Source organism: Bordetella bronchialis (assembly GCF_001676705.1).
Taxonomy (GTDB): domain Bacteria; phylum Pseudomonadota; class Gammaproteobacteria; order Burkholderiales; family Burkholderiaceae_B; genus Bordetella_C; species Bordetella_C bronchialis.
This window is the reverse complement of record NZ_CP016170.1, coordinates 58,951-83,244: the sequence shown is the minus strand read 5'-3', so window position 1 is coordinate 83,244 and position 24,294 is coordinate 58,951. Positions and strand designations below refer to the sequence as shown.

Sequence of the window (24,294 nt, the reverse complement as noted above, 5' to 3'; positions counted from 1 at the left end):
TCGCCTATGAAAAAATAGCCGGTCCGAAAACCACTACCGCGATACCTATGGCAGACCCCCACATCGAAACCGTCTTCGTGCAGATCCGCGGCAAGGTACAGGGCGTGGGCTTTCGCATGGCGACCGTGCGGCGCGCGCATATGCTGGGTGCGACCGGCTGGGTGCAGAATGCCGCCGACGGCTCGGTGGAAGCCCTGGTGCAGGGTACGCCGGACCAGGTGGACCAGATGCTGGAATGGCTGGGCCGCGGCCCGCCGGGCGCGCTGGTCCGCGAAGTGACGTCGCGCCGCGAATTCATCGACAAGCGCTACGGCAGTTTTCAGCAGCTGTAGGGCTGCGACTCCGCCGCCGCGCCGCGTTCGCGCACCGTGCGGCGCAGGGCGGAAACGAACAGCTGGGCCGAGCGAGACAACGGCGTATTGTTGGGCAGCAGCATCTGCGCCTTCACTTCCGTGCGCGGCCGGTAGGGCAGCGTCACGACGCCACGGTCGCGCGGGGCCCACAGATGGAAGGGATCGATGATGGCCGCGCCCGCGCCGGAACGCGCCAGCGAGCACGCTACCGAGGTCAGCGTGACTTCCATGGCGATGCGCCGCACCACGCCGGCGCGGCGGAAGCTGTCTTCGATCAGCGCGCCCAGTGGCTGCGTCTTGCCGAAAGAGATGAGCGGATAGGGGGCCAGGTCCGCCGGCGTGACCGACTCGCGGGCCGCCAGCGGGCTGTCGGGGTGCACCACGCAAACCAGCTCCGCGGCGCAGATGTCGCTGATACGTCCCTTGACCATGCGGCCGTCGCGATGATGCAGCGGCGACAGCCCCAGGCCGAAATCCACGCGCTCCTGCACGACGTTCTCGAACACACCCAGATTGTCGACCGTGAAGACGGAAATCTGGATGTGCGGCCAGGATCGCTGGAATTCCGCGATGGTGGGCGACAGCAGATTGTCAGCCAGCGTCGGCACCGACGCCACCTGCACCGTGCCCACCGTCATTTCCCGCATGTCGTCCATCAGACGGTTGACCCGCTCGATGCTGTCGAAAATGCGGTTCAGCTCCGCCAGGATCACTTGCGTTTCCCGCGTGGCCTGCAGGCGTCCGTGCTTGCGCACGAAAAAAGGAAAGCCCGCCTGTGTGGCGCAGTCGCGCAGCATCAGGCTGATGGCGGGCTGCGAAATACCCAGCGCGGCGGCGGCCTCGGTCACGGAGCCGTGCACGCTGACGGCGCGGATGACTTCCAACTGGCGGACGGTAAGCGACATCCTGTCTCCTCCTGCATAAGGCTGGCTTATGTGGAAATTAGTCGGCCTCAATTGATTTTATCTACCTGCCTCCCTATCCTGGCTTGCAGAACAAGGCCCCGACAAAAAAAACGGCAGGCCGCCAGGAGACAACATGACGAACCCAACGGGGTGCGGCGCATGAATATCGTGTCCGTCGCATCCGAAGTCGTGTCGCTGCCCTTCGACATGGGCGGCCCCTACCAGCGCTTCGCCGGCGCCCTGTGGGACCGGCTGGACATCCTGCTGGTACGCGTGGAAACCGAGGACGGCCTGGTGGGTTGGGGCGAGGCCTTCGGCCACGCCGCCATCCCCTCCACGCGCGCCGCCCTCGACACCATCGTCGCGCCGCTGGTCATCGGCCGCGACGCCGGCGACATCGCCGGCATGACCCGCGCGGTGCTGCACGCGACCCACCTGCTGGGCCGCAACGGCGCCTACGTCTTCGCGTGGTCGGGCGTGGAGATCGCCCTGTGGGACCTGCTGGGCAAGCGCACCGGCCTGCCCGTGCATCGCCTGCTGGGCGCGGCGCCCTGCGCCGACCTGCCGGCCTATTCCAGCCTGCTGAACTACAGCGACGACGCCCTGGTGGCGCGCAATACCGCGGCCGCCGTGGAGCAGGGCTACCGGCACGTCAAGCTGCACGAAGTCACGCGCAGCGCGGTGCGGGCCGCGCAGGCGGCGGGGGGCCCGGAAACCGCCATCATGCTGGACACCAACTGCGCCTGGGACGTGCCCACGGCGCTGGCCATGGCCGACAGCCTGCGCGGCGACGGCATGTACTGGCTGGAAGAGCCGGTGTGGCCGCCGGAAGACACGCTGGGCCTGGCCCGCGTGCGGCAGCGCGGCATTCCCATCGCCGCGGGCGAAAACGTCGCCGGCCCGCAGGGTTTCCAGCGCCTGCTGGAAGCCCAGGCGCTGGACATCGCGCAACCCAGCGTCACCAAGATCGGCGGCATCGGCGAGGCCATGCGCGTGGCCACGCTGTGCCAGGTGCATGGCGTGCAGACGGTGCCGCATTCACCCTACTTCGGCCCGGGCTTCGTCGCCACGCTGCACATCGCCGCGGCGCTGCCCGCCAAGCCGCTGATCGAAGTCCTGTGGCTGGACATGGAAGCCAATCCCTTCGATCCCTGGGTGCGCGCGCGCGACGGCCGCGTCGCGGTGCCGCAGGGACCGGGCCTGGGTTGCGATCCCGATCCAGAAGTGCTGGCGCGCTACCGCGTCGGCGAACGCCACGTTACCCGGGAGAAGCACGCATGAAGATAGAACGCCTGGAAACCCGCGCCCTGTCGCTGCCGCTGGACCGGCCCATCGAAAGCGCGCTGGGATCGATACGCGGCTGCGGCGTGGTACTGGTGTATGCCTATACCGATGCCGGCATCGTCGGCGAGAACCTGGTCTTCACGCTCAACGACCGGCGCACCGGCGTGCTGCAGCGCATGGTGGACGAACTGGCCGACCTGGTGGTGGGCCGCGATGCCGGACACATCGCCGGCTTCTGGGCGCGCGCGTGGAAGGACATCAACTTCTTCGGCCACAAGGGCGTGCCGGTGATGGGCATCTCCGCCATCGACGGCGCGCTGTGGGACATCGCCGGCAAGGCCGCCGGCATGCCGCTGTACCGCCTGCTGGGCGGCGCGCGCGACCGGCTGCCGGCCTATCACAGCGGCGGCCTGTGGCTGGACCGCGATATCGACGGCCTGGCGCGCGAGGCCCAGGACATGGTGCGGCAAGGCTTCAAGGCCGTGAAAATGCGCCTGGGCATGCCGGACCCGCGCCAGGACGCCGAGCGCGTGCGCGCCGTGCGCCAGGCCATCGGTCCCGGAATCCGCCTGATGGCCGATGCCAACCAGGGCTTGAACGAAGCGCAGGCGATACGGCTGGGCCGCATGCTGGAGGAATACGACCTGACGTGGTTCGAGGAGCCGCTGCCGGCCTGGGACCTGGAGGGCGTCGCGCGCGTGGCCGCCGCGCTGGACACGCCGATCGCCAGCGGGGAAACCGAGTACACGCGCTACGGCTTCCGCACGATGCTGGGGCTGCGCAGCGCCGACATCCTGATGCCGGACCTGCAGCGCGTAGGCGGCGTCAGCGAATTCATGCGCGTGGGCCACATGGCGGAAAGCCACGACGTGCCGGTGTCCAGCCATCTTTTCCCCGAGACCAGCATCCAGGTCCTGGGCGCGCTGGCCAATGCCATCTATCTGGAATACATGCCCTGGTTTTCGTCGCTATACCAGGAGCGGCTGGAATTCGTCGATGGCGATGCCGTGGTGCCGGAAAGGCCGGGCTGGGGCTTCACGCTCGATCCGCGCCGCATCGCCGAGCTGCAAAACGCGCGCCGCTGAGCCAGCCGCGCGCGCCACGTTCGTGCCACCTCTCCGTCTGGCTATTCTCTTCAAGGAAAGACCATGCCTTTATCGCGTCGGAATTTCGTCCTGGGCACCACCGGGATACTGGGTGCGTCGGCCATCGGCGCGCCACGCTTCGCCAGGGCGGCCGACGAGCCGCTGCGCATCGGCTGGCTGGCGGCATTGACCGGGCCGAGTTCGGCGCCGGGCGTGGGCTTCGACCGCGGCGTCAAGTTCGCCGCGGAAACCCTGAACGCCGCGGGCGGCGTCAAGGGCCGCAAGATCGAGATCATCACGCGCGACACCCAGGGCGATCCCACCAAGGCGGTCAACGCCACGCAGGAGATGATCAACTCCATCAAGGTGGACGCGATCTGGGGCCCGACCAATTCCGGCGAGTCGCTGGCCGTCACGCCCATCATGGCGCGCGCCCGCATGCCGAATATCCATCCCTGCGTGATCGACAGCCTGATCGATCCCAAGAAATTCCCCAATGCCTTCCGCATCGCGCCGTCCAACGAACAATGGGACGACGCCACGCGCAACTATTGCCTGCAGGTGCTGAAGGTAAAGAAGGTCGCGGTGATCGGCGACACCACCGGCTACGGCGTCAGCGCGCTGAAAACCAGCGTCGCGAACTTCAAGCGCGACGGCGCGGAGGTGGTCTACAGCAACAACATCGACGCGACGCAACCCGACATGACGCCCGACATGACGCGCGCCCGCAATGCCGGCGCGGAGGTCATCGTCATCTGGAGCGTGTCCACCGGCATGGAAGCACGCCTGTTCAATGCGCGCGCCGAGATGGGATGGGACGTGATCTTCGCCGGCCATCCCTCCATGGCCTCGGGCGAGATCCGCGGCCTGCTCAGCAAGCCGCAGAACTGGGACAAGGTCTATGCGGTGGGCTACCGCAGCTGCAGCTACGACGCGAATGGCAAGTTGCCCGCGCGCTCGCAGGAATTCGTCGACAAGGTGAAGGGCAAGGTCAACCTGGACGACACGCTGTTCTGGTGGGTGACGGCCGGCTACGACGCGGTGCAGATGGTGGCCAAGGCGGTGCAGGAAAGCGGCGCGTCGTCCAAGGAAATCATCGCCTACTGGAACAGCCTGAACCCCTACCAGGGCTACTTCGGCAACTACACCTATACGCCCGACCAGCATAACGGCTATCCGACGGCCGACGTCGTCATGTCGGCCGCGAACTCGGCCAAGCACGGCACCTTCGCGCTGGCGCCCGGCTACGCCTGACCCGAAGGAGCAACGATGCTCGGTTCCATCATCGCATCCGGCCTGGCGATGGGCGCGGTCTACGCGCTCATCGGCATCACCTACAACACCATGTTCGCCACCTCGCGCGTCATGAGCTTCACCGCGGGGCAGCTGGGCATGCTGGGCGGCGTGCTGGGCTCGCTGTTCATCCTTAAGCTGGGCCTGCCGCCCTGGCTGGGTTTTCTCGCCACGCTGGCCGGATGCGCCGCGATGGGCGTGATCACCGAACTGGTGGCCGTACGGCCCGTCCTCAAAAGCCTGGACCAGCATCTTTACGTGCTGTCCACCCTGGCATTGGCTTTGATGGTGCAGCAGGTCACCGCGATCGAATGGGGCACGGAACCGCAGCCCTTTCCACGCCTGTTCGGCCTGGGTTCGGGCGTGACGGACGAAAAGTTCTGGCTGCCCGTCATCGCCTGCGCCCTGGTGGTGCTGGGCCTGGAATACCTGTACCGCCGCACCCTGGTGGGCATGGCCTTCCTGGCGGTGGCGGAAGACAACTTCGCCGCCCGCGCGCTGGGCCTGCCCGAGCGGCGCCTGCGCGTGTGGAGCTACGTGCTGGCGGCGGTCATCGGCGGCATCGCGGGCTTCGCCAGCGGCCAGCTGATGCTGGCCTTCTTCGCCAACGGCACGCTGCTGAACTTCTACGGCTTCGTGCCGGTGGCGCTGGGCGGCCTGGGCAACAACCGGGGCGCCCTGGTGGGCGGCCTGGCGCTGGGCCTGTTCCAGCAGGCGGCCAACTTCACGGTGGGCGGCGTGTTCGCCTCCATCGCCGTGTTCGTCTTGTTCATCGTCGTACTGCTGGCGGTGCCGCAAGGCCTGTTCGGCAGCTCGACCGCGCGGAGGGTGTAATGGCGGCCGACAGCGAACTGCAGGGTCATCGGCCCGCGGGCATGATGGCGCCCGGCGCCCATCCCGCCGCTGGAGATGCGGCGACACGCGCCGCCCGGGGGCCGACGGCGCACCCGCACGGCTCCGCCCATGCGCTGGGTGCCGCATGGCCCTTCCTGGCCATCTTCGCGCTGGCCGCATTGCTGCCGGTCAGCGGCAACACCTACTGGACCGTCATCGCCACGCGCGCGGCCATCTACTGGATCCTGGTATCCGGCCTGAACCTGGTGGTCGGCTACGCCGGCCAGCTGGCCATCGGCTATGTCGCCTTGCTGACCCTGGGCGCCTATATCACCAGCGTGCTGGCCGCCGGCAACGTCCTGCCCGCCCTGCCGCCCTTTGTCGCGCTGGCCTGCGCGGGCGTGGGCGGCGGCCTCTTCGGCCTGATCGTCGGCTTGCCGGCGCTAAGGCTGCGGACCTTCTATTTCGCCATGACGACGCTGGGCTTCGCCACCATCGTGACGCAGATCGCCCTGGCATGGCAGGATGTCACCGGCGGCGGCATAGGCCTTTCCGGGCCCGCGCTGCCGGCGCCCTTCGATACGGAGCTGGGCCTGTACTACCTGTGCCTGGCGATCGCCGCGCTGTGCACGCTGCTGACCGCCAACGTCGCCCACAGCCGCCATGGCCGCGGCCTGATCGCCGTGCGCGATGCCGAAGTCGCGGCCGAGGCCAGCGGTATCTCCAAGGTCAGGCTGCTATCGCTGATCTTCGTGCTGGCGGGCGTGCTGGCGGCCATCGCGGGCGGCCTGTTCGCCTCGCTGCAGACCTACATCACGCCGGACGCCTTCACTTTCGAACTGTCGGTGCTGTTCTTCATCTCCATCCTGATCGGCGGACGCGGCTCCATCCTGGGACCGCTGCTGGGCACGGTCATCCTGACGGTGCTTCCGGAGATCGCCGCGCCGCTGGCCGCATGGTCGAACTTCCTCTACGCGCTCATGCTGCTGGTCATCGTCCTGGCCGCGCCCGGCGGCCTCGCCGCGCTGCTGGACTTCCGCAACCGCCGTCCGCTGCCGGCCAATCGCGCCATCGCCCCCGATCCGGCGCCGCTGGAACGGCTGCTGACCGCGGCGCCCGCGCACGGCGGCATCGCGCTGGAGGACATCGTGCTGAGCTTCGGCGGCGTGCGCGCCATCGACGGCCTGAGCCTGGCCATCGCGCCCGGACGCATACACGGACTGATAGGCCCCAACGGCAGCGGCAAGACCACGACGCTGAACGTGATCTCCGGCTATTGCACGCCCGAGGCCGGCACGCTGACGCTGGACGGCGCGCCGCTGCCGCCGGGCAAGCCCCTGCTGCGCGCGCCCCGCGGCATCGCACGCACCTACCAGACCCCGCGCATCATCGGCGAGGCCTCGGTGCTGCAGAACGTGATGATAGGCGGCACCCTGCAAGGCCACGCGTCATTCCTGGAAACCCTGCTGCACCTGCCGCGCCATGGCCGCGACGAAACCACGCTGCGCGACATGGCCCGCACCGCGCTGCGCGTCGTCGGCCTGGAGGCGGTGGCGGATGCGCGCGCCGACCGCCTGCAGCACAGCGAACTGCGCTTCCTGGAGATCGCCCGCGCGCTGATGCTGCGGCCGTCCTTCCTGCTGCTGGACGAACCGGCGGCCGGCCTGGCCGCGGAGGAAATCCGCCGTCTGGGCGACCTGATCCGCCACATCAGCCGGCACGGTACCGGGGTATTGCTCGTGGAGCACCATGCCGACCTGATCTTCGACATCTGCGATCACGTCACCGTACTGAACCTGGGCCGCAAGCTGGCCGACGGCACGCCGGCGCAGGTGCGCGAACACAAGGAGGTGGTCAGTGCATACCTTGGCGGATGATGGACGGACGGCGCCCGCCGCGCCCGCGGATACGCCGGCCGGCGCGGCGCTCCACGACGCAAGCGCGCGCGCCACGCCGCTGCTATCGGTACGCGGCCTGGACGCCGGCTATGGCAAGATCGGCATCCTGCACGGCATCGACCTGGACGTGAACGCCGGCGAAATCGTCGCCATCCTGGGCCCGAACGGCGCCGGCAAAAGCACGCTGATGCGCGCCATCTCCGGCCTGCTGCCCCTGACGGCCGGCAGCGTCTCCTTCAACGGCGCGGACCTGAGCCGCGCCACGCCGCGCGACGCGGCCCGCGCCGGCCTGGTGCACGTGATCGAGGGACACCGCGTCTTCACCCAGCAAAGCGTGATCGACAACATGATGCTGGCGGGCTACGATGCGCCGCGAGCGGAGCGCCGGACGCGCGTGGAGGAAGCCTTGGCGTTCTTCCCCGAAATCGCGGCCAAGCGCCATGACCGCGCCGGGGCCCTGAGCGGCGGCCAGCAGCAGATGCTGGTCGTGGCCCAGGGCTTGGTGAAGCGGCCCCGCTTGCTTATCCTGGACGAACCGTCCGCCGGCTTGTCGCCTGTCCTGGTCGACCGCGTACTGACCGTCGCCGGACAGCTGCGGCAGCAAGGCACGGCCATCGTGCTCGTGGAACAGCTGGTCGAAAAAGCGCTGGCCCTGGCCGACCGCGTGTACGCCGTGGCGCAGGGCCGTATCGCCATGCAGGCCGGCACCCGCGAACCCGACCTGGCCGCGCGCCTGGAGCGGGCCTATTTTGGAGACCATGGCCGTGTGGCAGCCCAGTGAACGCTATCCCGACCCGCGCATCGAAGTCATCGATCCGCGGTTTTCCCGCTACGTGATTTTTTCCGCCGCCGTCGAAAAACTGGGCGAGGGCATGCGCTGGGCCGAAGGGCCGGTATGGTTCGGCGACGGCCGCTACCTGCTGGTCAGCGACATCCCCAACAACCGCATCATGCGCTGGGACGAAGCCACGGGCGCCTTCAGCACCTTCCGCCAGCCGTCGCGCAATGCCAATGGCAACACGCGCGACCTGCAAGGCCGCCTGATCACCTGCGAACACGAAGGCCGCCGCGTCACGCGGACCGAACACGACGGCAGCATCACGGTGCTGGCCGACAGCTACCAGGGCAAGCGCCTGAACTCGCCCAACGATGTCGTCGTCAAATCCGACGGCTCGGTCTGGTTCACCGACCCGCCATTCGGCATCGGCGGCTGGTACGAGGGCCTGCCCGGCAAGCAGGAACTGCCCGCCCAGGTCTATCGCTGGGATCCCGACACGGGCGCGCTGACGGTGGTGATCGAGGGCGCCCACGGGCCCAACGGCCTGTGTTTCTCGCCCGACGAAAGCGTCCTGTACCTGGTGCAATCGCGCGCCACGCCGCACCGCCTGATCACCGCCCACGACGTCTCCGCCGACGGCCGCTCGGTGGGCGAGGGGCGGGTGCATATCGATTGCGGGCCCGGCACGTCGGACGGCATACGCTGCGATGTGGACGGCAATCTGTGGTGCGGCTGGGGCATGGGGTCGGAGGAACTCGACGGCGTGGCGATCTTCGCGCCCGACGGCCAGCGCATCGGCCACATTCACCTGCCGGAACGCTGCGCCAACCTGTGCTTCGGCGGCTTGCACCGCAACCGCTTGTTCATGGCGGCCGGGAAGTCGCTGTACGCGGTGTATGTCAATACGCAGGGCGCCACACCCATGCGGTAACCCCCCACCGTGCCAGCGACCGCGAATAAGAGACGCCGCAGTCCGGCGGGGGCGAGGCCTGTCGGCGCCGGCCCATCGGAGGCCGCGCGAGGGCTTCCGTACGGAGGTCGGCCGGGCAAAAAAGCCGCAAGAACCCCACGGCCGCTTCGGCCGCCGGAGGAGGAAGACGAAGCGGAAGTCCAGCGCGAAGGCGCTGGACCGGCTGACTGGGCCGGCGCCGACAGGCCTCGCCCCCGCCGGACGGCAATAGCAACACGCCCATCGACAAGCACCGCCCCGGAATTCAACCCTGCAAAGCCTGCAACAGATCCACAGGCGATATCGGCACCCGGCAAATATGCACGCCCGTGCCTTCCAGCGCGTTATCCACCGCCGATGCGACCGCCGCCGTGATAGGCAGCACGCCAGCCTCGCCGACCCCCTTCACGCCCAGCTCATTCAGCGGCGTCGGCGATTCCAGATGCGTCAGCACGATCTCCGGCATCTCCGTCGCCGTCACCAGCAGATACTCCGCCAGATTCGTCGTCACCGGCTGCGCGTTCTCGTCATACCCCATGCGCTCGAACAGCGCATTCCCCACGCCGTGCGCGATACCGCCCAGCAGCTGGCCTTCCACGATCTTGGGATGGATCACCCGGCCGCAATCGTGCGCGAACACGATCTGCCGCAGCGTCACCTCGCCGGTCTCCACATCGACCTCGACCTCGGCAACCGCCGTCGCATTGCCGTAGGCCATATCGTTGATGATCACCTGCTCCGTCGCTTCCAGCCCCGGCGTCGCGCCCGGCATCATGAACCCCGGCAGCCCCACGGCCGCGCGCGCCAGCTCGCCCAGGCCAGCCTTGGCGTCCGACCCGCGCGCCACCACATGCCGGCCCTCGATATCCAGCGCATCCACGGGCAGGCGCATCACCGAGGCAGCCACCTCCAGCACCTGCCGCCGCACCGCCAGCGCCGCCTTGTGCGCCGAGCTGCCCGCCATCACCGCCTGGCGGCTATTGAAGCCGCCGAAACCCTGCACCGCCGACTGGCTATCCCCCGCCGTCACGTGCACATTGTCCATATCGCCGCCCAGCTGCTCGGCCACCACCTGCGCCAGCATCGTGCGCGTACTCTGGCCCATCGCCGCCGCCGCGGAATGCACGTGCACCGTACCCTGCGTCGTAACCCGCACGCGTATCTGCTCGTACGGCCCGCGCCCCGTGCCCTCCACCGAATTGGCCAGCCCGATGCCCAGGCGCTTGCCCTGGCCGCGCGCGATCGCCTGCCGCGCAGGGAAGCCGTTCCAGTCCGCGCGTTCCAGCGCCATCGCCTGGCAGCGCGGGAAATCGCCGCTGTCCAGCACCACCTGCATGCCGCCGCGCGTCTTCATCGGCGTCGCGTACGGCATCAGCTCCGCCGGCACCAGATTGCGCCGCCGCACCTCCGCCCGGTCCATGCCGAACTCGCGGGCCACGCGGTCCAGCAGGCGCTCCATCGCGAACACCCCCTGGGGCTGTCCGGCGCCCCGCACCGGCGTCACCGGCACGCGGTTGGTCGCCACGCACTTGATATCCAGCCGGTAGGCCGGCACGCGATAGGCCAGCGTCATCGCCGCCCCCGCGCCATAGGGTACGTTCGTACCGCGCACGTTGTAGGCGCCGTGATCGTGCAGCAGCGTGCCGCGCACGCCGAGAATGCGCGCCTCGTCGTCGACCGCGATCTCCACATCCCAGACCTGATCGCGTTCCTGCGTCGTCGATATGAAATGTTCGCGGCGGTCCTCGATCCACTTCACCGGCCGCCGCAGCATCAACGCCGCCACCGCCACCACCGCTTCCTCGGGATAGAACACCAGCTTCGGACCGAAACCGCCGCCCACATCGGGCGTAATCACGCGCACCTGGTCCGGCCCGCGTCCCAGCAGATCGCACAGGATCTGGCGCGCGGGCAGCGGCGTCTGCGTGGAACTCCACACCGTCAGCACATCGTCCAGCGCGTCATAACGCGCCACCACGCCACGGCACTCGATGGAATGGCTGCCGCCGCGATGCTGCAGCAGCGACTCGGCGTACACGTGCGGCGCCGTCGCGAATACCGCATCGACATCCCCGTAGGAAAGATCGAATTCCGCGACCAGATTGTGCGGGGCGCTGCGGTGCACCGTGGGCGAGCCCTCCTGCAGCGCGGTACGGCAATCCGCCACCGCCGGCAGCGGATCGTAGTCCACTTGCACCAGCGCGGCGGCATCCTCGGCCAGGTACCGGTCTTCAGCGATCACGACCGCGATGGCTTCGCCCACGTAGGCCGCTTCGGTCGAGGCCAGCACGGGACGATGCAGGTTCATCCGGAAACTGGGGCTGGGCAAGGCCGTCACCAGCTCCGCGCTGGTCAGATAAGGCATCAGGTCCGCCAGCGTCAGCACGGCATGCACGCCGGGGGCGGCCGCCGCCGCGGCCGTATCGATACCGCGTATCGCCGCATGGGCGTTATCGCTGCGCACGAACGCGGCATGCAGCATGCCGGGCGCGTCGATATCGTCCACGAAGCGCGCGGTGCCCGTCAGCAGCGCGTGATCCTCCACCCGCGGCACGTTCACGCCGAACGTCTTGCCGCCCAGCGGCCGCGCGTGTTCCGCGGGCGCGGCTTTTTCGGCCGGACGGTCGGCGGGCTGGACCTCCGGAAAGTCCAGGCGGGGGCTGTCCGCGGGGCTCATGCCTGCGCTCCCGTCTGGCGCAGGCGTTCGGCCGCCGCCAGCGTGGCCTTCACGATGCCGTCGTAGCCGGTGCAGCGGCACAGGTTGCCGGAAATCGCCACGCGGATCTCCGCTTCGGTCGGGTGCGGGTTGCTATTCAGCAGCTCCGTCAACGTCGTCAGCATGCCCGGCGTGCAGAAGCCGCACTGCAGGCCGTGCTCGTCCTTGAAGGCCTGCTGGATGGGGTGCAGGCGGCCCTCGCGGGCCAGGCCTTCCACCGTGGTGATGTCGTGGCCGTCCGCCTGCACCGCCAGTGTCAGGCACGCGCGCACGGATAGTCCGTCCATCAGCACCGTACAGGCGCCGCACACGCCGTGCTCGCAACCCACATGGGTGCCGGTCAGCCTTAGCTGGTGGCGCAGGAAGTCCGCCAGCGTCAGGCGCACGCGGACTTCGGATGTGTATTCCTGGCCATTGACGCGGACGGCGATCTGGCGGGTCTGTTCGTTGACTTCAGTCGTCATGGCGATACCTTGGTACGACAGGGCGGTACGCAGCGGCGGCGCTCGTCGCCCCGTCGCGCACCATGTTCATGCGGGAATTCCGGCCTGGGGCAGCGGCGCGCCCGCGCGGGCACAGGCGGTGAGCAGCGCGCGCCGGGCCATCACGACGGCAAGGCTTTGCCGGTAGGTGGCCGGCACCAGTGCGTCGTCCAGGGCTTCCACGCCGCGGCAATGCTCGGACGCCTGGCGCACCAGCTCGGCCGTCGGTGCGTTGCCCGCCAGCATGCCTTCGACTTCGTCCATGCGCAGCGGCACCGGGCCCACGCCGCCCAGCACCAGCGCGCTGCGCGCGATGCGCCCCCCGGCGTCCAGCGCAATCAGCGCCGCGGCCGACACGATGGCGAAATCGCCGTGCCGGCGCGCGAATTCGAAGAACGCCGCGCCATGGCCACGCGGCCACAGCGGGAAGCGCGCGCCGACGACCAGTTCGTCGGCTTCGACCGACGGCATCATGAAGCCCAGCGGGAACTCGGCAAACGGAATATCCCGGCGGCCGTTCGGGCCGGCGACCTCGACCACCGCATCGCAGGCGGCGGCCACCGCGACCAGCTCCGCCGCGGGATCCAGATGGCAGAGCGATCCGCCCAGCGTGCCCCGGTTGCGCGTCTGCCGATGCCCCACGTGCAGCAGCGCCTCGCTCATCAACGGGATGCGGGCGCCGATCAGCGCGGAGAACTCCAGGTCGCGCTGGCGCGTCATCGCGCCAATGCGGATCTCATCCGCGGCTTCCGCGATGCCGGCCAGCTCGCCGACCTTGTTGAGATCCACCAGGTGATCGGGCTGCACGAAACGCATATTGATCATCGCCATCAGCGATTGACCGCCGGCCAGCGCGCGGGCGTTGTCCAATCGTCCGAGCAGGCCGACCGCGTCGTCGATGGTGTGGGGATCGTGATAAGTGAAAACCGAGGGTTTCATGCCGCCAGGGTACGAGGGTAACGCTGGCGCGGGATCACCATGACCCCTCGCCTCGATGTATTTTTAATGGGATGCTATACAAATTTTGGTACGCCCGCAATGCGCGCCCGGCGCCGCGCCAAGGCCTCAGTCCACCTTGATATTGGCGTCCTTCACCACCGTCGCCCACATCCTGCTTTCGGACTGCACGAACTCCTGGCTCTGCGCGGACGTCATCGCCGGCGCGGGCGTCTCGCCTATCTTCTTCAACGCTTCCTGCGCCTCTTCGCTTTGCCAAACCTTGGCCACGGCGTCGTTCAGTTTCTGGATGACGTCGGGCGGCGTTTGCGCGGGCACGAACAACCCCGTCCAGAACAGCACCTTGAAGCCGGGCACGGTTTCGGCCACTGTCGGAAGCTGCGGCCAGTCGGGGCTGCGCTTCTCGCCCGTGGTGGCCAGCGCGCGTATCTTGCCCGCGGTCACGAAGGGCGAGGCCGCCGCGATCGTGGAGAAAGAAAACTGCACCTGGCCGGAGATCAGGTCGGTCATGGCCGGTCCCGAGCCCTTGTACGGCACGTGGATGAAATTCCCTTGCGTCTTCAACTTGAAAAGTTCGCCGGCCATGTGCGGCGTCGTGCCGATGCCGGCCGAGGCGAAACTCAGCCCCTGGCCGCCCGACTTGGCCAGCCCTTGAAGTTCCGCCACGCTCTTGGCGGGCAGGCTGTTGGTTACCGACAGCATCAGCGGCGAGATGGTCAGCATGGATACCGCCTTGAAGTCGACCAGGGGGTCGTAAGGCAGGCTGGCCATCAGGCTGGGATTGATGATGAGCGCGGGGTCCACCACCATGACCGTATAGCCATCGGCGGCCGCGCGTTTCACGTAGCCCGCGCCCACGGTGGCGCCAGCCCCGGGGCGGTTTTCCACGACCACGGACTGGTTCAGCTCCTTGGCCAGGCCGCGGCTCAGGATGCGGCCCACGGAATCCACGCCGCCACCCGGGGCATAGGGCACCACCAGGGTGATCTGGTGGTCGGGATAGGCGGCTGCCGCCGCGCCCGCCGCCAGCGCGAAGGCACCGGCGCATACCGCCGCGGAGGTGAGCTGCAAGGCGCGGCGCAGGGCGCGTGCGTGATATGGCTGCGTCATCGTGGAAATCCCCTTGGACCCCGAATTACGGGTTATGCCGCGCACGATACCATTTTTGGTGTGCGTACCATATTTGGTACTTACCCTAGAACGCTAGGGCATGGGAGGAAGCGGGTGCGGTTCTTGCACGCGCGGGGCTGTCGGCAGTCGTCCGGCGCGCGGCGCTTTGCCCGTCGCCCCGTCGCCCCTGTTTGTCATCCCTGTTTACCGCCCTTGTTTGCCGTCCTTGTTTGCCGCCCATGTTTGCCACCCTTGTTCGCCGCCTGAATCCGCCATGACTGCTCGCCACCGGAATCCGTCGCCTGCATCCCGCCGCCCGGCCCGCCCGACTGCCGGCGCCGATGCCCAGACCGAGCCGGGCGGGGAAGACCGTGTCCAGCCCGACCAGCGACCGGCCACCCTGGACGAATGCCGGCGCTGCGCGCTCTGGCATGACGCCACCCAGCCGGTGCCGGGACGCGGCCCGCGCCGCGCCGCCATCCTGCTGGTCGGGGAACAGCCGGGCGACCAGGAAGACAAGGCCGGCGAACCTTTCGTCGGTCCGGCGGGCGGCCTGCTGGATCGCGCGCTCGTAGAGGCCGACGTCCGCCGCGACGACGTATTCGTGACCAACGCGGTGAAGCACTTCAAATGGTTCCCCCGCGGCAAGCGGCGCATGCACAAGACGCCGGCGCAACGCGAAGTGATGGCCTGCCATTACTGGCTGGAAAAGGAGCTTGCGTCCGTGCGGCCACGCGTCGCCGTGGCACTGGGCGCGACGGCGCTGCGGGCGCTGATGCAGCGTGCCGACGTGCGCCTGACCGCCAACCTGGGCCAGCCGATGCAGGCAGGCGACCTGACGGTGGTACCGACCTACCACCCTTCTTTCATCCTGCGCGCGCCGGACGAGGCATCGCGCCAGATGGCCTACGCCGCGCTGGTCCAGGCGCTGCGGTTAGCCGGACGCATCGCCGAAAAGACATCGGCCCCGTGAGGGCGGGGCCGATGGGTACTGCACCGAGAGGAGCACCGGAAGACGCCCCGCCTCTCTTCGGGGCCGCCACCCTGCCTTGTGAGCGAGTGGCCGGTCTGGTCGGCCGGCGTGTCCGCCGGCGCCCGGCCGTTCCGGCTTAGACGCCTTGGAACGGCTGGTTATCGATGTCGCCGAAGGCGACGTCGCCGTGCACGCTGCCGCTTTGCGCAACGGCCGGCGCGGAGGGCGCTTCCGCCTGGGCGGTGAAGGGCGCGTTGTCCACGTCGTCGTTGCCGGTCAGGCCGGCCGCCCGGGCTTGTTGCAGCTGGGCAACCACGTCGGCACGGCTGGCGGCATTGCTGTCCACCTGGCCATAGACGCCTTGGAACGGGATGTTGTCCGTATCGCCACGGGGAGTACCCGCTTGCGCACCGGCCACCAGGGCCAGGGACAGGGCGACGGAAGAAACAATGGTCTGGATTTTCATGGCACTTCTCCAATAGTCGATTGAGGGGATGGCGGTTCTGTGTTTTGCGCTCGTCCCCGACACGTGACTATTGTGCGCCGGAGAATCATAGGGATAAACCCTAGTCATGCGAATATACTTTTCCAAATAGCGGACTAATGGACAAATGTTACGGTGTGAATAACCATTAATCGATAGTGTCGTGCTATGTAGCGCGCTGTGTCATTTACGATTGCCCAGGTCTCCCAACCGGCCAGGAGACGGGAGCACGCCCGGGAGCTGGTCGGCGGACCTGCCGCGATATGAGCGAGAAGCGCCGAATCAGCGCGCGCAAGACTGGGCCGCCGCCAAACAAATCGGCCCCCGTAAGGGGGCCGACCGTACTGCACCGAGAGGACTGCCAACACAGCATCCCCCGCCTCTCGCCGGGGGAACCGTTCACCCTTGCTGGCATGAACGGCAGGACTTCCTGGTGGCGTGTCCGGCCTTCGCGGCCGGTGTGGCGTCACGCCACGCTTGCTACTTCAATGTCTTGCTACTTCATTCGGCCCTTCCAGGCGCCAGCCTGGAAGGGCCTGCTTGTTTCATCGCCCTTCCAGCTCGACGCGGCAAGGGCTGGGCCATCCCGGCCCCTTCCGGGCTTAGCCTTGGAAGGGCTGGTTGTCGATGTCGCCGAAGGCCAGGTCGCCATGCACGCCACCGCCTTGCGCGACAGCGGGGATGGAGGGCGTATCGGCCTGGGCGGTAAACGGCGCGTTGTCGCTGTCGGCGTTACCCGTCAGGCCCGCGGCGCGCGCTTGTTCCAGCTGCGCAACCACTTGGTCGCGGCTCACGCTGCTGGCTTGCTGGCCGTACACGCCTTGGAACGGCGTGTTGTCCGAATCGCCGCGCGGGGTGCCCGCTTGGGCCGCGCCGATGGCGGCGAACGAAAGAATCAGAGCGGAAACGATGGTCTTGGCTTTCATGGCAGTACTCCTAGTCCTGGTTAAGTGATTCGGGCCGTGCATCGCGATCTGCTTGCTTGGGAAAGTTCGCGATGTCCGTTGCTGTTCCCGATGAAACGCATTCTGCGCCGCCCAAGCCTAGGGATAAACCCTGATCCGAGAAAATCATCTTTCCAATTTCTGGAGCAATCCAGATTTATTCCATCATCGTCGCTATCGGCACCATCGAAGCAAACTATTAACGGGGTTGCCGGCATAGGATGGGGCTCATCGAATGGAGCGTCGGCCGAGCCGTGACCGGCGGATCCATTCCTGGCGCGGGAATGGCCCCCGAAGTCACGTGTCTCGCGGTCAGAAGCCGGCGTCTCCAGATCCGGAATCCCCTTGCCCGAGGGGTAGTTCATCGAAGGGGCCGGGACGGGGGGCGTCGCGCAACTCGGCCAGGACTTGCTCCCGTGTCAGGCCGCTTTCCGCCTGGCCCGGCATGCCGCCGAAGGGGATGTTGTTCAAGTCCTCGCTGGAGGTGCGGCCATCGCTGGCATAGGTATGCACCGGGGGCCGCCCGAGCCCCACATCGGGTGCGGCCTCGGCACGGACGGCGCCGAGGCCGGCGAAAGAAAGAATCAAAGAAGAAATGACGGTCTTGGTATACACGGCGGTACTTCCACTGCGGTTGAATCGGCTCGGGCCGTGTGCGGCCTGTACGTCGCGTACCGGCCGCACCGCGATACTCCCGAGGTCGTGCGTATGCGCCGGCCATGATTCGGGAAGACCCTTAGTCATGGTTATGTAGCTTCTATTTATCGGACGAAACTGAGGGATGGAAAAATATCGCCGTGCAACGACGGGCGATTCGCCCCTGCCGACAGGAACGTACCTACCGCGGCGTGCTCACACGCGCGTCGCGTTGGCGGGACCCACCACCTGCGGCGGCACCGCCTGTGACGCTGTCGCCTCGGCCCGAGCCGGATAGCGCAAGGTGAAGCGGATATGGCCTTCTTCGGTCGACCGCGCTCCCGCACTGCCACCGTGCAGCCCCATGATGGCGCGGACGATCGCCAGCCCCAGGCCACTGGCATCCGAACCGGCGCTGCGCGACACATCGGCACGATAGAAGCGATCGAATAGCTTGTGCACCCGATCGGCCGGTATGGGCGCGCCGCGGTTGTCCACATGCACGTGGATTTCGTCCTCAAGGGCTTGGGCCGACAGCGTGACGACGCTGTCCGCGTCGGCGTAGCGCACGGCATTGGCGACCAGGTTGCCCAAGGCACGGCGAAACAGGATGGCGTCCGCGCACAGGCCGCCGGGTGCGTCGCACACGCACTGCAAGCGGATGCCGCGCTCCTCCGCCAGGCCTTCGAAATATTCCGCCACGCGGCGCAGCTCCGCATCCAGGTCGAGCTGCGTGTAATCCAGGGCGGACTGCGCATTGTCCGCACGGGCCAGGAACAGGATGTTCTCCACCAGCCGCGACAGCCGCTCCAGTTCTTCCAGGCTGGAGGCGAGCACGCTTTCATACTCGGCCGGCGCGCGGCGCTGGTACAGGGCCACCTGGCAATTGCCCATGAGGGCGCCGATGGGCGTGCGGATTTCATGGGCCAGGTCGGCGGAAAACTGCGTCAGGCGTTGATAGCCGTCCGCCAGCCGGTCCAGCATCGCGTTGAAGGACGCGGTCAGCTCGCGCAGCTCATACGGCGTATCCGACAGATTCAGGCGCTGGTCCAGGCTGGCCGGCGTGATGCGCGCCGCCTGCGACGCCATGGCGCGCAGCGGGCGCAAGCCGCGCCGCAATGCCAGGTAGCCGAGCACCGCGATGGAAACGAAGGCAAGCGCCACGGCCAGCGCGATCTGGTTGCGGTAGACCCGCAGCATGCGCGTTTCGTTCAGCAGCAGATGCGCGGCCTGGACCTCCACGGCCTGGCCGTCCAGCGTCCGGGTCATCGCGGCCACGACGCGCATGCCGCCGCCCTGCGCCGTGCTGGCCACGTGCACGTCATCGGGCGTCAGCGGCCGGTCGCCCGCCACGGGCGTCACGGCGGGCAATACCTGGCGGCTGGGGTTGATGTCCATCACCGCCTGCGCGTCCGGCATGCGGAAGACCAGGACGTCCCGTTCGTTGCCCAGCATGTTCTCGAACAGCGCGGGCCGCGCGCGGATTTCGTCCAGCGTCAGCGTGTCGCGCAACAAGGTGCGAAAACGGTCGACGCGGCCGATCAGGCCGGCATCGCTGCGCGCGATCATGCTGGCCTCCATGGACTTGTACAGGTACATGCCCGCCATGCTGACGACCAGCGCCGCCAGCAGCGCGAAGAGCAGGGCGGTGTGCAGCGTCAGGGAGCGTCGCCATTGTCCGCGCATGCGCGCACCTCGCAGACGTAGCCTATGCCGCGTACGGTATGGATGAGCTTGGGCTCGAAGGGGCGGTCTATCTTGGCCCGCAAGCGCTTGATGGCGACGTCCACCACATTGGTGTCGCTATCGAAATTCATATCCCAGACCTCGGACGCGATGATGGCGCGCGACAGGACCTCGCCCTCGCGCCGCGCCAGCAGGTGCAGCAGCGTGAATTCCTTGGTGGTCAGGGCGATGGCGGTATTCATGCGCGTGACACGCCGTCGCAGCACGTCGATGTGCAGGTCCGCCAGGCGCAGATGATCGGCTTCGCGCACCACGCCCCGGCGCAGCAGTGTCCGTATGCGCAGCACCAGTTCGGTAAAGGAAAAAGGCTTGACCAGGTAGTCGTCGGCGCCGAGCTCGAGGCCGCGGATGCGGTCCTGCAGGTGATCGCGCGCCGTCAGGAACAGGACCGGCACGTCCTGGCGCTTGCGCAGGGTTTCCATGATCTGCCAGCCGTTGATGCCGGGCAGCATGACATCCAGCACGATCAAGTCGTAGCGCTGTTCCAGCGCCAGGTGCAGGCCGTCGACGCCGTGGCGCGCCAGATCCACCGCGTAGCCCGATTCGCCCAGCCCTTTTTTCAGGTATTCGCCGGTTTTGAGGTCATCCTCGACCACCAGTATGCGCACACGACACCTCTATCGCTTCTCCGCGATTCTATCCATTCGCGTGCGCGGGTTCATGACATTATTGTCATCCGCGCGTCATGTTTCCGTCCCCCCGCGCAAGGCAGGATAGCCCGGCGACCCTGCAAGGGTCTTCCGGCCGGTCCGATCAACGGCCCGGCACAGCCTGACGGAGAAACGGATGAACAAGCGTTATCGGATTGGAGCATGGTGCGCCGGCTTGCTGCTGGCGGGCGGCATGGCGGCGGCACAAGCGCAGCAACCGCCGGCCAACCGGCTGGCGGTACGCGGCAAGATCGAGCAGGTCACCGACACGACCCTGCTGATCAAGGCACGCAACGGCAAGGACATCAGCCTGGCGATACCGGCCGACGCCGCGGTACGCGCCGTGTCGCTCGCCAAGCTGAGCGATATCAAGCCCGACAGTTTCATCGGCACCGCCGCCACGCCGCAGCCCGATGGCACCCTGAAGGCGCTCGAGGTGCACGTCTTCGCCGCATCCCTGCGCGGCTCCGGCGAGGGCAATCGCCCGTGGCTGGGCGCCGACGGCAAGACCGGCCAGATGACCAACGGTACCGTTGGCAGCCTGGTCGGCACCAACGGCACGACCATGAAGGTGAAGTACAAGGACGGCGAGAAAACCGTGGTGGTGCCGCCCGACGTTCCCATCGTGTACATGGAGCCCGGCGACCGCGGCATGCTCAAGGCCGGTGTGCCGGTACTCGTGTTCCCGACCAAGAACGCCGACGGCAGCCTGACGGCAAGCACCATCATCGCCGGCAAGGACGGCACCATCCCGCCCATGTAAGCCAAGCCGCATGCGCATGGGACCGACGCCGCCCGCCGGCGCCGCCGGCCCATGCACGCCACCGTTATGCCGCCACGATGCGCCGCCCCGCGGCCGCATCGGACTTCGGGAGTCCTACCTTGTCCGCACGCACCTTATCCGACGCGGTCCGGCGCGAAGGCGCCGCGCCCGGGCCCCGTGGGCGACCGCGCGTCCATGCCCTGTATGTGCGCATCACCCACTGGCTCAACGTCTACGCCATGGCCTGCATGTTCATGAGCGGGTGGGGCATCTATAACGCATCGCCGATCTTCGGCTTCAGTTTTCCGCAATGGGCCACGCTGGGCGGCTGGCTGGGCGCGGCCACCATCTGGCATTTCGCGGTCATGTGGCTGCTGGTCGGCAATGGCCTGGTCTATGTGATCGGCGGCGTGCTTTCCGGCCACCTGAGGCGCGACCTGATGGACGTGACGCCACGCGCGGTGGCGCACGACGCCGCGGCCGCGCTGCGGCTGCGCCTGCCGCACACCGCCGGCCGCTACAACGCCGTGCAGAAGACGCTCTACCTGGGCGTCCTGCTGTTGGGCGTGCTGATCGTGTCGTCCGGACTGGCGATCTGGAAGCCGGTGCAGCTGAGCGGGCTGACGGACTTCTTCGGCGGCTTCGCGGCGGCGCGGGTCGTGCATTTCTGCGCCATGGCGGGCATAGGCCTGTTCGTCGCGGTGCACCTGTTGCTCGTAATCCTGGTGCCGCGCACCTTGCCGCCCATGATCACCGGCCGCGCCCACGGAGACCGCGATGCCTGAACGCAAATCCGCGCGCCTGGTGCTGGAGCCTGCCCAGCGCAGCGAACTGCATCGCGCGCAGCGACGCCTGCTGCTGCGCGGCGGCCTGTCCCTGGGCGCGCTGGCCATGATGAGCGGCTGCAATATGCAGGACGGCGATACCTTCGACAAGGTCCTGTGGGCGATGTCGCGCTGGAACGACCGCGTCCAGGCATGGCTGTTCAACCAGAACAAGCTCGCGCCCACCTACGCGGCCAGCCAGGTCACCGACCCGTTTCCCTTCAATGCCTACTATCCGGAATACAGCGTGCCGGATATCGACCTGTCCACGTGGCGGCTGGAAGTTTCCGGCATGGTGGCCGACAAGCACACCTGGACGCTGGAGGAACTGCGCCGGCTGCCGCAAGCCAGCCAGATCACCCGGCTCATCTGCATCGAGGGCTGGAGCGCGATAGGCCAATGGAGCGGTATCCCGCTGAAGACCTTCCTGCAGCGGGTGGGCGCCGACCTCACCGCGCGCTATGTGGGCTTCAAATGCGCCGACCGCTACTACGGCAGCATCGACATGCCCACGGCGCTGCATCCGCAGACCATCCTGGCCCTGGACTTCGGCGGCACGGCCTTGCCCGCGGACTACGGACAACCGTTGCGCCTGCGCGTGCCCACCAAGCTCGGTTTCAAGAATCCCAAGCACATCGTCGCGATGTTCGTCACGAACACCTATCCGGGCGGCTATTGGGAGGACCAGGGCTACAACTGGTTCAGCGGCATCTAGGCAGGCGATGCGCAAGGTGCCCTGGGGGATGCCACCGCGCCATGGCTTCCTCGCGCGAGCACGCCGCCGAAGCGCCGCGCCGCCCGGTCAATAGTGCGGGCCAATGAATTCAATAGTCAAAATCGACGAATAATCCGGAATTATTCGCGGATTTGGAAAGATGAATTTCGATAACCAGGGTTTATCCCTAGGCCTGTGCGGCGCAGAATGCGTTTCATCGGGAACAGCAACGGGCATCGCGAACTTTCCCAAGCAAGCAGATCGCGATGCACGGCCCGGACCACTTAACCAGGACTAGGAGTACTGCCATGAAAGCCAAGACCATCGTTTCCGCCGTCATTCTGTCGTTTGCCGCCATCGGCGCGGCCCAGGCGGCCAACAGCGAACCCAATAACGTCCCCTTCCAGGGTGTCTACGGCCAGACCGCCGACAGCGTGAGCCGCGCCCAGGTCGTCGCCGACCTGCAGCAAGCGCGCGCCGCCGGCCTGACCGGCAATGCCGACACCAACAATGCGCCGTTCACCGCGCAAGCCGATAGCGGCGTCAGCCGTGCGCAGATCGCGCTGGGCTCGGACTTCGGCGACTCGAACAACGAGCCCTTCCAGGGCGCGTAAGCATCCAGGGCGTCCAGCCACGGATGACGCGGTCGCACGACGACCGATAGCGATAAATCGGCCCTCCCCGCGAGGGCCGATTTTCTTTTGGCGCGCCACTGGCCAAAACTTGGAGAAGTGCCAAAAATGTTGCACACTCCGCCAGTACCCGCGCGGTCGGCCGGCGGCGGCATGCCGCCGGCGCGCTGGGGTAAAGTACCTTGCGCGGCGCGCGCATGTCGCAGCGCCTTCGGGTGTGCCGCCTTGCCCAGCGCGATGCGGCCGGTTTTCAGGCCCATGGCGGGCCTTCAGGACGGGCGCTTCATGAATTCCCTGGATATCGACGTACTGCAGCATGCTCGCGACTGGGTCGCCGAAGGGCATCGCGTGCACCTGGTCACCGTGGTGCAGACCTGGGGCTCGGCGCCCCGCCAGGCGGGCGCGCTGGCGGCCCTGCGCGGCGACGGCCGGCTGGTCGGCTCCGTATCGGGCGGCTGCGTCGAAGACGACCTGATATCGCGCGCGGTGGCGGGTACGCTGCCCGACGCGGCCGACCGCGTCACCTACGGCATCACCAGCGAAGAAGCGGCGCGTTTCGGCCTGCCCTGCGGCGGCACGCTGCGCCTGGTGGTCGAGCCGCTGCGCGACACGGCGTGGCTGGATCCGGTCCTGCGCGACGTACGCGAACACCGCCTGATCATGCGTACCGTCGATCTGCAGACCGGTACCTGGACATTGGCGCCCGCCACGCCCATCGACGGCCCGGATTTCGATGGCCGCACCTTCCGTTCGGTGTACGGTCCGCACTGGCGTCTGTTGATCATAGGCGCCAACCAGACGGCGCGCGTGCTCGGCGAAATCGCCACCGCCCTGGATTTCCACGTGATGGTGTGCGACCCGCGCGAGGAATTCTTCGCCGACTGGAATATGCCCGGCGTCACCTTGCTGACGTCCATGCCCGACGACACGGTGACGGAAATCGGCACGGACGAACGCACCGCCATCGTCGCCGTCACCCATGACCCCAAGCTTGACGACATGGCCCTGCTGGAAGCGCTGAAATCCCCAGCCTTCTATGTTGGCGCGCTGGGCTCCGCGCCCAACCAGGCCAAGCGGCGCGAACGCCTGCGGATGTTCGACCTGTCCGACGAGGAGATCGCCCGCCTGCACGGGCCGGTGGGCCTGCGCATCGCCAGCCGCACGCCGGCGGAGATCGCCGTGGCCATCGCCGCCGAACTGGTGTGGGTGCGCAACACGCTGGGGGGCGCCGCGGCCTGCGCGCCCAACCCGTCGGCCGCGTCGCGCGAGGGCTCCTGATCCCT

General features: G+C 67.7%; 24 protein-coding genes. 14 read left to right on the top strand and 10 right to left on the bottom strand.

All coding sequences use genetic code 11. The features are described from left to right. Positions 1-47: 47 nt before the first annotated feature. The gene (locus BAU06_RS00370; protein WP_066342703.1) at positions 48-332 is read left to right on the top strand and encodes an acylphosphatase; all 285 of its coding nucleotides are present in this window, start codon (positions 48-50) and stop codon (positions 330-332) included. Here the strand turns inward: BAU06_RS00370 and BAU06_RS00365 are convergent. Beyond that, positions 320-1,258: a LysR family transcriptional regulator gene (locus BAU06_RS00365; protein WP_066342702.1), complete on the bottom strand. Its 939-nt coding sequence runs from the start codon at positions 1,256-1,258 to the stop codon at positions 320-322. The genes BAU06_RS00370 and BAU06_RS00365 overlap by 13 nt on opposite strands. A 159-nt stretch (positions 1,259-1,417) precedes the next feature. Here BAU06_RS00365 and BAU06_RS00360 point away from each other — a divergent pair, with 159 nt between their 5' ends. From BAU06_RS00360 to BAU06_RS00330, 7 genes are all read left to right on the top strand, one after another. Then, positions 1,418-2,539: a mandelate racemase/muconate lactonizing enzyme family protein gene (locus tag BAU06_RS00360; RefSeq protein ID WP_066342701.1), complete on the top strand. Its 1,122-nt coding sequence runs from the start codon at positions 1,418-1,420 to the stop codon at positions 2,537-2,539. Next, complete coding sequence (locus BAU06_RS00355; RefSeq protein ID WP_066342700.1) at positions 2,536-3,627, top strand: mandelate racemase/muconate lactonizing enzyme family protein; 1,092 nt, start codon at positions 2,536-2,538, stop codon at positions 3,625-3,627. Before BAU06_RS00360 ends, BAU06_RS00355 begins: the two co-directional genes overlap by 4 nt. A 63-nt stretch (positions 3,628-3,690) precedes the next feature. Then, positions 3,691-4,881 carry an ABC transporter substrate-binding protein gene (locus BAU06_RS00350; RefSeq protein WP_197509400.1) on the top strand — a complete coding sequence of 397 codons (1,191 nt, stop codon included), beginning with the start codon at positions 3,691-3,693 and terminating at the stop codon, positions 4,879-4,881. Positions 4,882-4,896: 15 nt separating this feature from the next. Further along, positions 4,897-5,754 carry a branched-chain amino acid ABC transporter permease gene (locus BAU06_RS00345; RefSeq protein ID WP_066342698.1) on the top strand — a complete coding sequence of 286 codons (858 nt, stop codon included), beginning with the start codon at positions 4,897-4,899 and terminating at the stop codon, positions 5,752-5,754. Continuing rightward, positions 5,754-7,631, top strand: a complete 1,878-nt coding sequence (locus BAU06_RS00340; RefSeq protein ID WP_197509398.1) for a branched-chain amino acid ABC transporter ATP-binding protein/permease — start codon at positions 5,754-5,756, stop codon at positions 7,629-7,631. The genes BAU06_RS00345 and BAU06_RS00340 overlap by 1 nt, the downstream gene beginning before the upstream one ends. After that, positions 7,612-8,433, top strand: a complete 822-nt coding sequence (locus tag BAU06_RS00335) for an ABC transporter ATP-binding protein (protein WP_082987887.1) — start codon at positions 7,612-7,614, stop codon at positions 8,431-8,433. Before BAU06_RS00340 ends, BAU06_RS00335 begins: the two co-directional genes overlap by 20 nt. Further along, positions 8,411-9,361, top strand: a complete 951-nt coding sequence (locus BAU06_RS00330; RefSeq protein WP_066342697.1) for an SMP-30/gluconolactonase/LRE family protein — start codon at positions 8,411-8,413, stop codon at positions 9,359-9,361. The genes BAU06_RS00335 and BAU06_RS00330 overlap by 23 nt, the downstream gene beginning before the upstream one ends. A 283-nt stretch (positions 9,362-9,644) precedes the next feature. On the opposite strand, the gene BAU06_RS00325 is transcribed toward BAU06_RS00330, so the two are convergent. The 4 genes from BAU06_RS00325 to BAU06_RS00310 all read right to left on the bottom strand — a co-directional run bounded on the left by BAU06_RS00325 (position 9,645) and on the right by BAU06_RS00310 (position 14,644). Further along, the gene (locus BAU06_RS00325) at positions 9,645-12,056 is read right to left on the bottom strand and encodes a xanthine dehydrogenase family protein molybdopterin-binding subunit (RefSeq protein WP_082993459.1); all 2,412 of its coding nucleotides are present in this window, start codon (positions 12,054-12,056) and stop codon (positions 9,645-9,647) included. Then, positions 12,053-12,559, bottom strand: coding sequence for a (2Fe-2S)-binding protein (locus tag BAU06_RS00320; protein WP_066342695.1), 507 nt, complete (start codon positions 12,557-12,559; stop codon positions 12,053-12,055). The genes BAU06_RS00325 and BAU06_RS00320 overlap by 4 nt, the downstream gene beginning before the upstream one ends. A gap of 66 nt (positions 12,560-12,625) precedes the next feature. Next, the gene (locus BAU06_RS00315; protein ID WP_066342694.1) at positions 12,626-13,516 is read right to left on the bottom strand and encodes an FAD binding domain-containing protein; all 891 of its coding nucleotides are present in this window, start codon (positions 13,514-13,516) and stop codon (positions 12,626-12,628) included. Between the two features lie 126 nt (positions 13,517-13,642). Continuing rightward, positions 13,643-14,644, bottom strand: a complete 1,002-nt coding sequence (locus BAU06_RS00310) for a tripartite tricarboxylate transporter substrate binding protein (protein ID WP_066342691.1) — start codon at positions 14,642-14,644, stop codon at positions 13,643-13,645. A gap of 274 nt (positions 14,645-14,918) precedes the next feature. Between BAU06_RS00310 and BAU06_RS00305 the strand changes: the two genes are divergently transcribed. Next, positions 14,919-15,617 carry a UdgX family uracil-DNA binding protein gene (locus BAU06_RS00305; protein WP_066342689.1) on the top strand — a complete coding sequence of 233 codons (699 nt, stop codon included), beginning with the start codon at positions 14,919-14,921 and terminating at the stop codon, positions 15,615-15,617. A 136-nt stretch (positions 15,618-15,753) separates the two neighbouring features. On the opposite strand, the gene BAU06_RS00300 is transcribed toward BAU06_RS00305, so the two are convergent. The 5 genes from BAU06_RS00300 to BAU06_RS00280 all read right to left on the bottom strand — a co-directional run bounded on the left by BAU06_RS00300 (position 15,754) and on the right by BAU06_RS00280 (position 20,035). Beyond that, entirely contained in the window at positions 15,754-16,083 is a 330-nt protein-coding gene (locus BAU06_RS00300) for a DUF4148 domain-containing protein (protein ID WP_066342683.1), read from the bottom strand. Between the two features lie 620 nt (positions 16,084-16,703). Then, positions 16,704-17,027: a DUF4148 domain-containing protein gene (locus BAU06_RS00295; protein WP_066342596.1), complete on the bottom strand. Its 324-nt coding sequence runs from the start codon at positions 17,025-17,027 to the stop codon at positions 16,704-16,706. A 330-nt stretch (positions 17,028-17,357) separates the two neighbouring features. Next, positions 17,358-17,660, bottom strand: a complete 303-nt coding sequence (locus BAU06_RS00290) for a DUF4148 domain-containing protein (RefSeq protein WP_066342681.1) — start codon at positions 17,658-17,660, stop codon at positions 17,358-17,360. A gap of 237 nt (positions 17,661-17,897) precedes the next feature. Then, on the bottom strand, positions 17,898-19,367 hold the full coding sequence (locus BAU06_RS00285) for a heavy metal sensor histidine kinase (RefSeq protein WP_066342680.1): 1,470 nt from the start codon (positions 19,365-19,367) through the stop codon (positions 17,898-17,900). Then, complete coding sequence (locus BAU06_RS00280; protein ID WP_066342679.1) at positions 19,340-20,035, bottom strand: heavy metal response regulator transcription factor; 696 nt, start codon at positions 20,033-20,035, stop codon at positions 19,340-19,342. Before BAU06_RS00280 ends, BAU06_RS00285 begins: the two co-directional genes overlap by 28 nt. A gap of 178 nt (positions 20,036-20,213) precedes the next feature. Here BAU06_RS00280 and BAU06_RS00275 point away from each other — a divergent pair, with 178 nt between their 5' ends. The 5 genes from BAU06_RS00275 (at position 20,214) to BAU06_RS00255 (ending at position 24,289) form a co-directional block, all read left to right on the top strand. Then, entirely contained in the window at positions 20,214-20,840 is a 627-nt protein-coding gene (locus tag BAU06_RS00275; RefSeq protein ID WP_066342677.1) for a hypothetical protein, read from the top strand. A gap of 239 nt (positions 20,841-21,079) precedes the next feature. Beyond that, positions 21,080-21,625: a cytochrome b/b6 domain-containing protein gene (locus tag BAU06_RS00270; RefSeq protein WP_231934139.1), complete on the top strand. Its 546-nt coding sequence runs from the start codon at positions 21,080-21,082 to the stop codon at positions 21,623-21,625. Then, positions 21,618-22,379 (top strand): molybdopterin-dependent oxidoreductase, encoded by a 762-nt coding sequence (locus tag BAU06_RS00265; protein ID WP_066342676.1) that lies wholly within the window; start codon positions 21,618-21,620, stop codon positions 22,377-22,379. Before BAU06_RS00270 ends, BAU06_RS00265 begins: the two co-directional genes overlap by 8 nt. Positions 22,380-22,687: 308 nt before the next feature. After that, on the top strand, positions 22,688-22,993 hold the full coding sequence (locus BAU06_RS00260) for a DUF4148 domain-containing protein (RefSeq protein WP_066342674.1): 306 nt from the start codon (positions 22,688-22,690) through the stop codon (positions 22,991-22,993). A gap of 303 nt (positions 22,994-23,296) precedes the next feature. After that, positions 23,297-24,289, top strand: a complete 993-nt coding sequence (locus BAU06_RS00255) for an XdhC family protein (protein WP_066357569.1) — start codon at positions 23,297-23,299, stop codon at positions 24,287-24,289. Positions 24,290-24,294 lie beyond the last annotated feature (5 nt).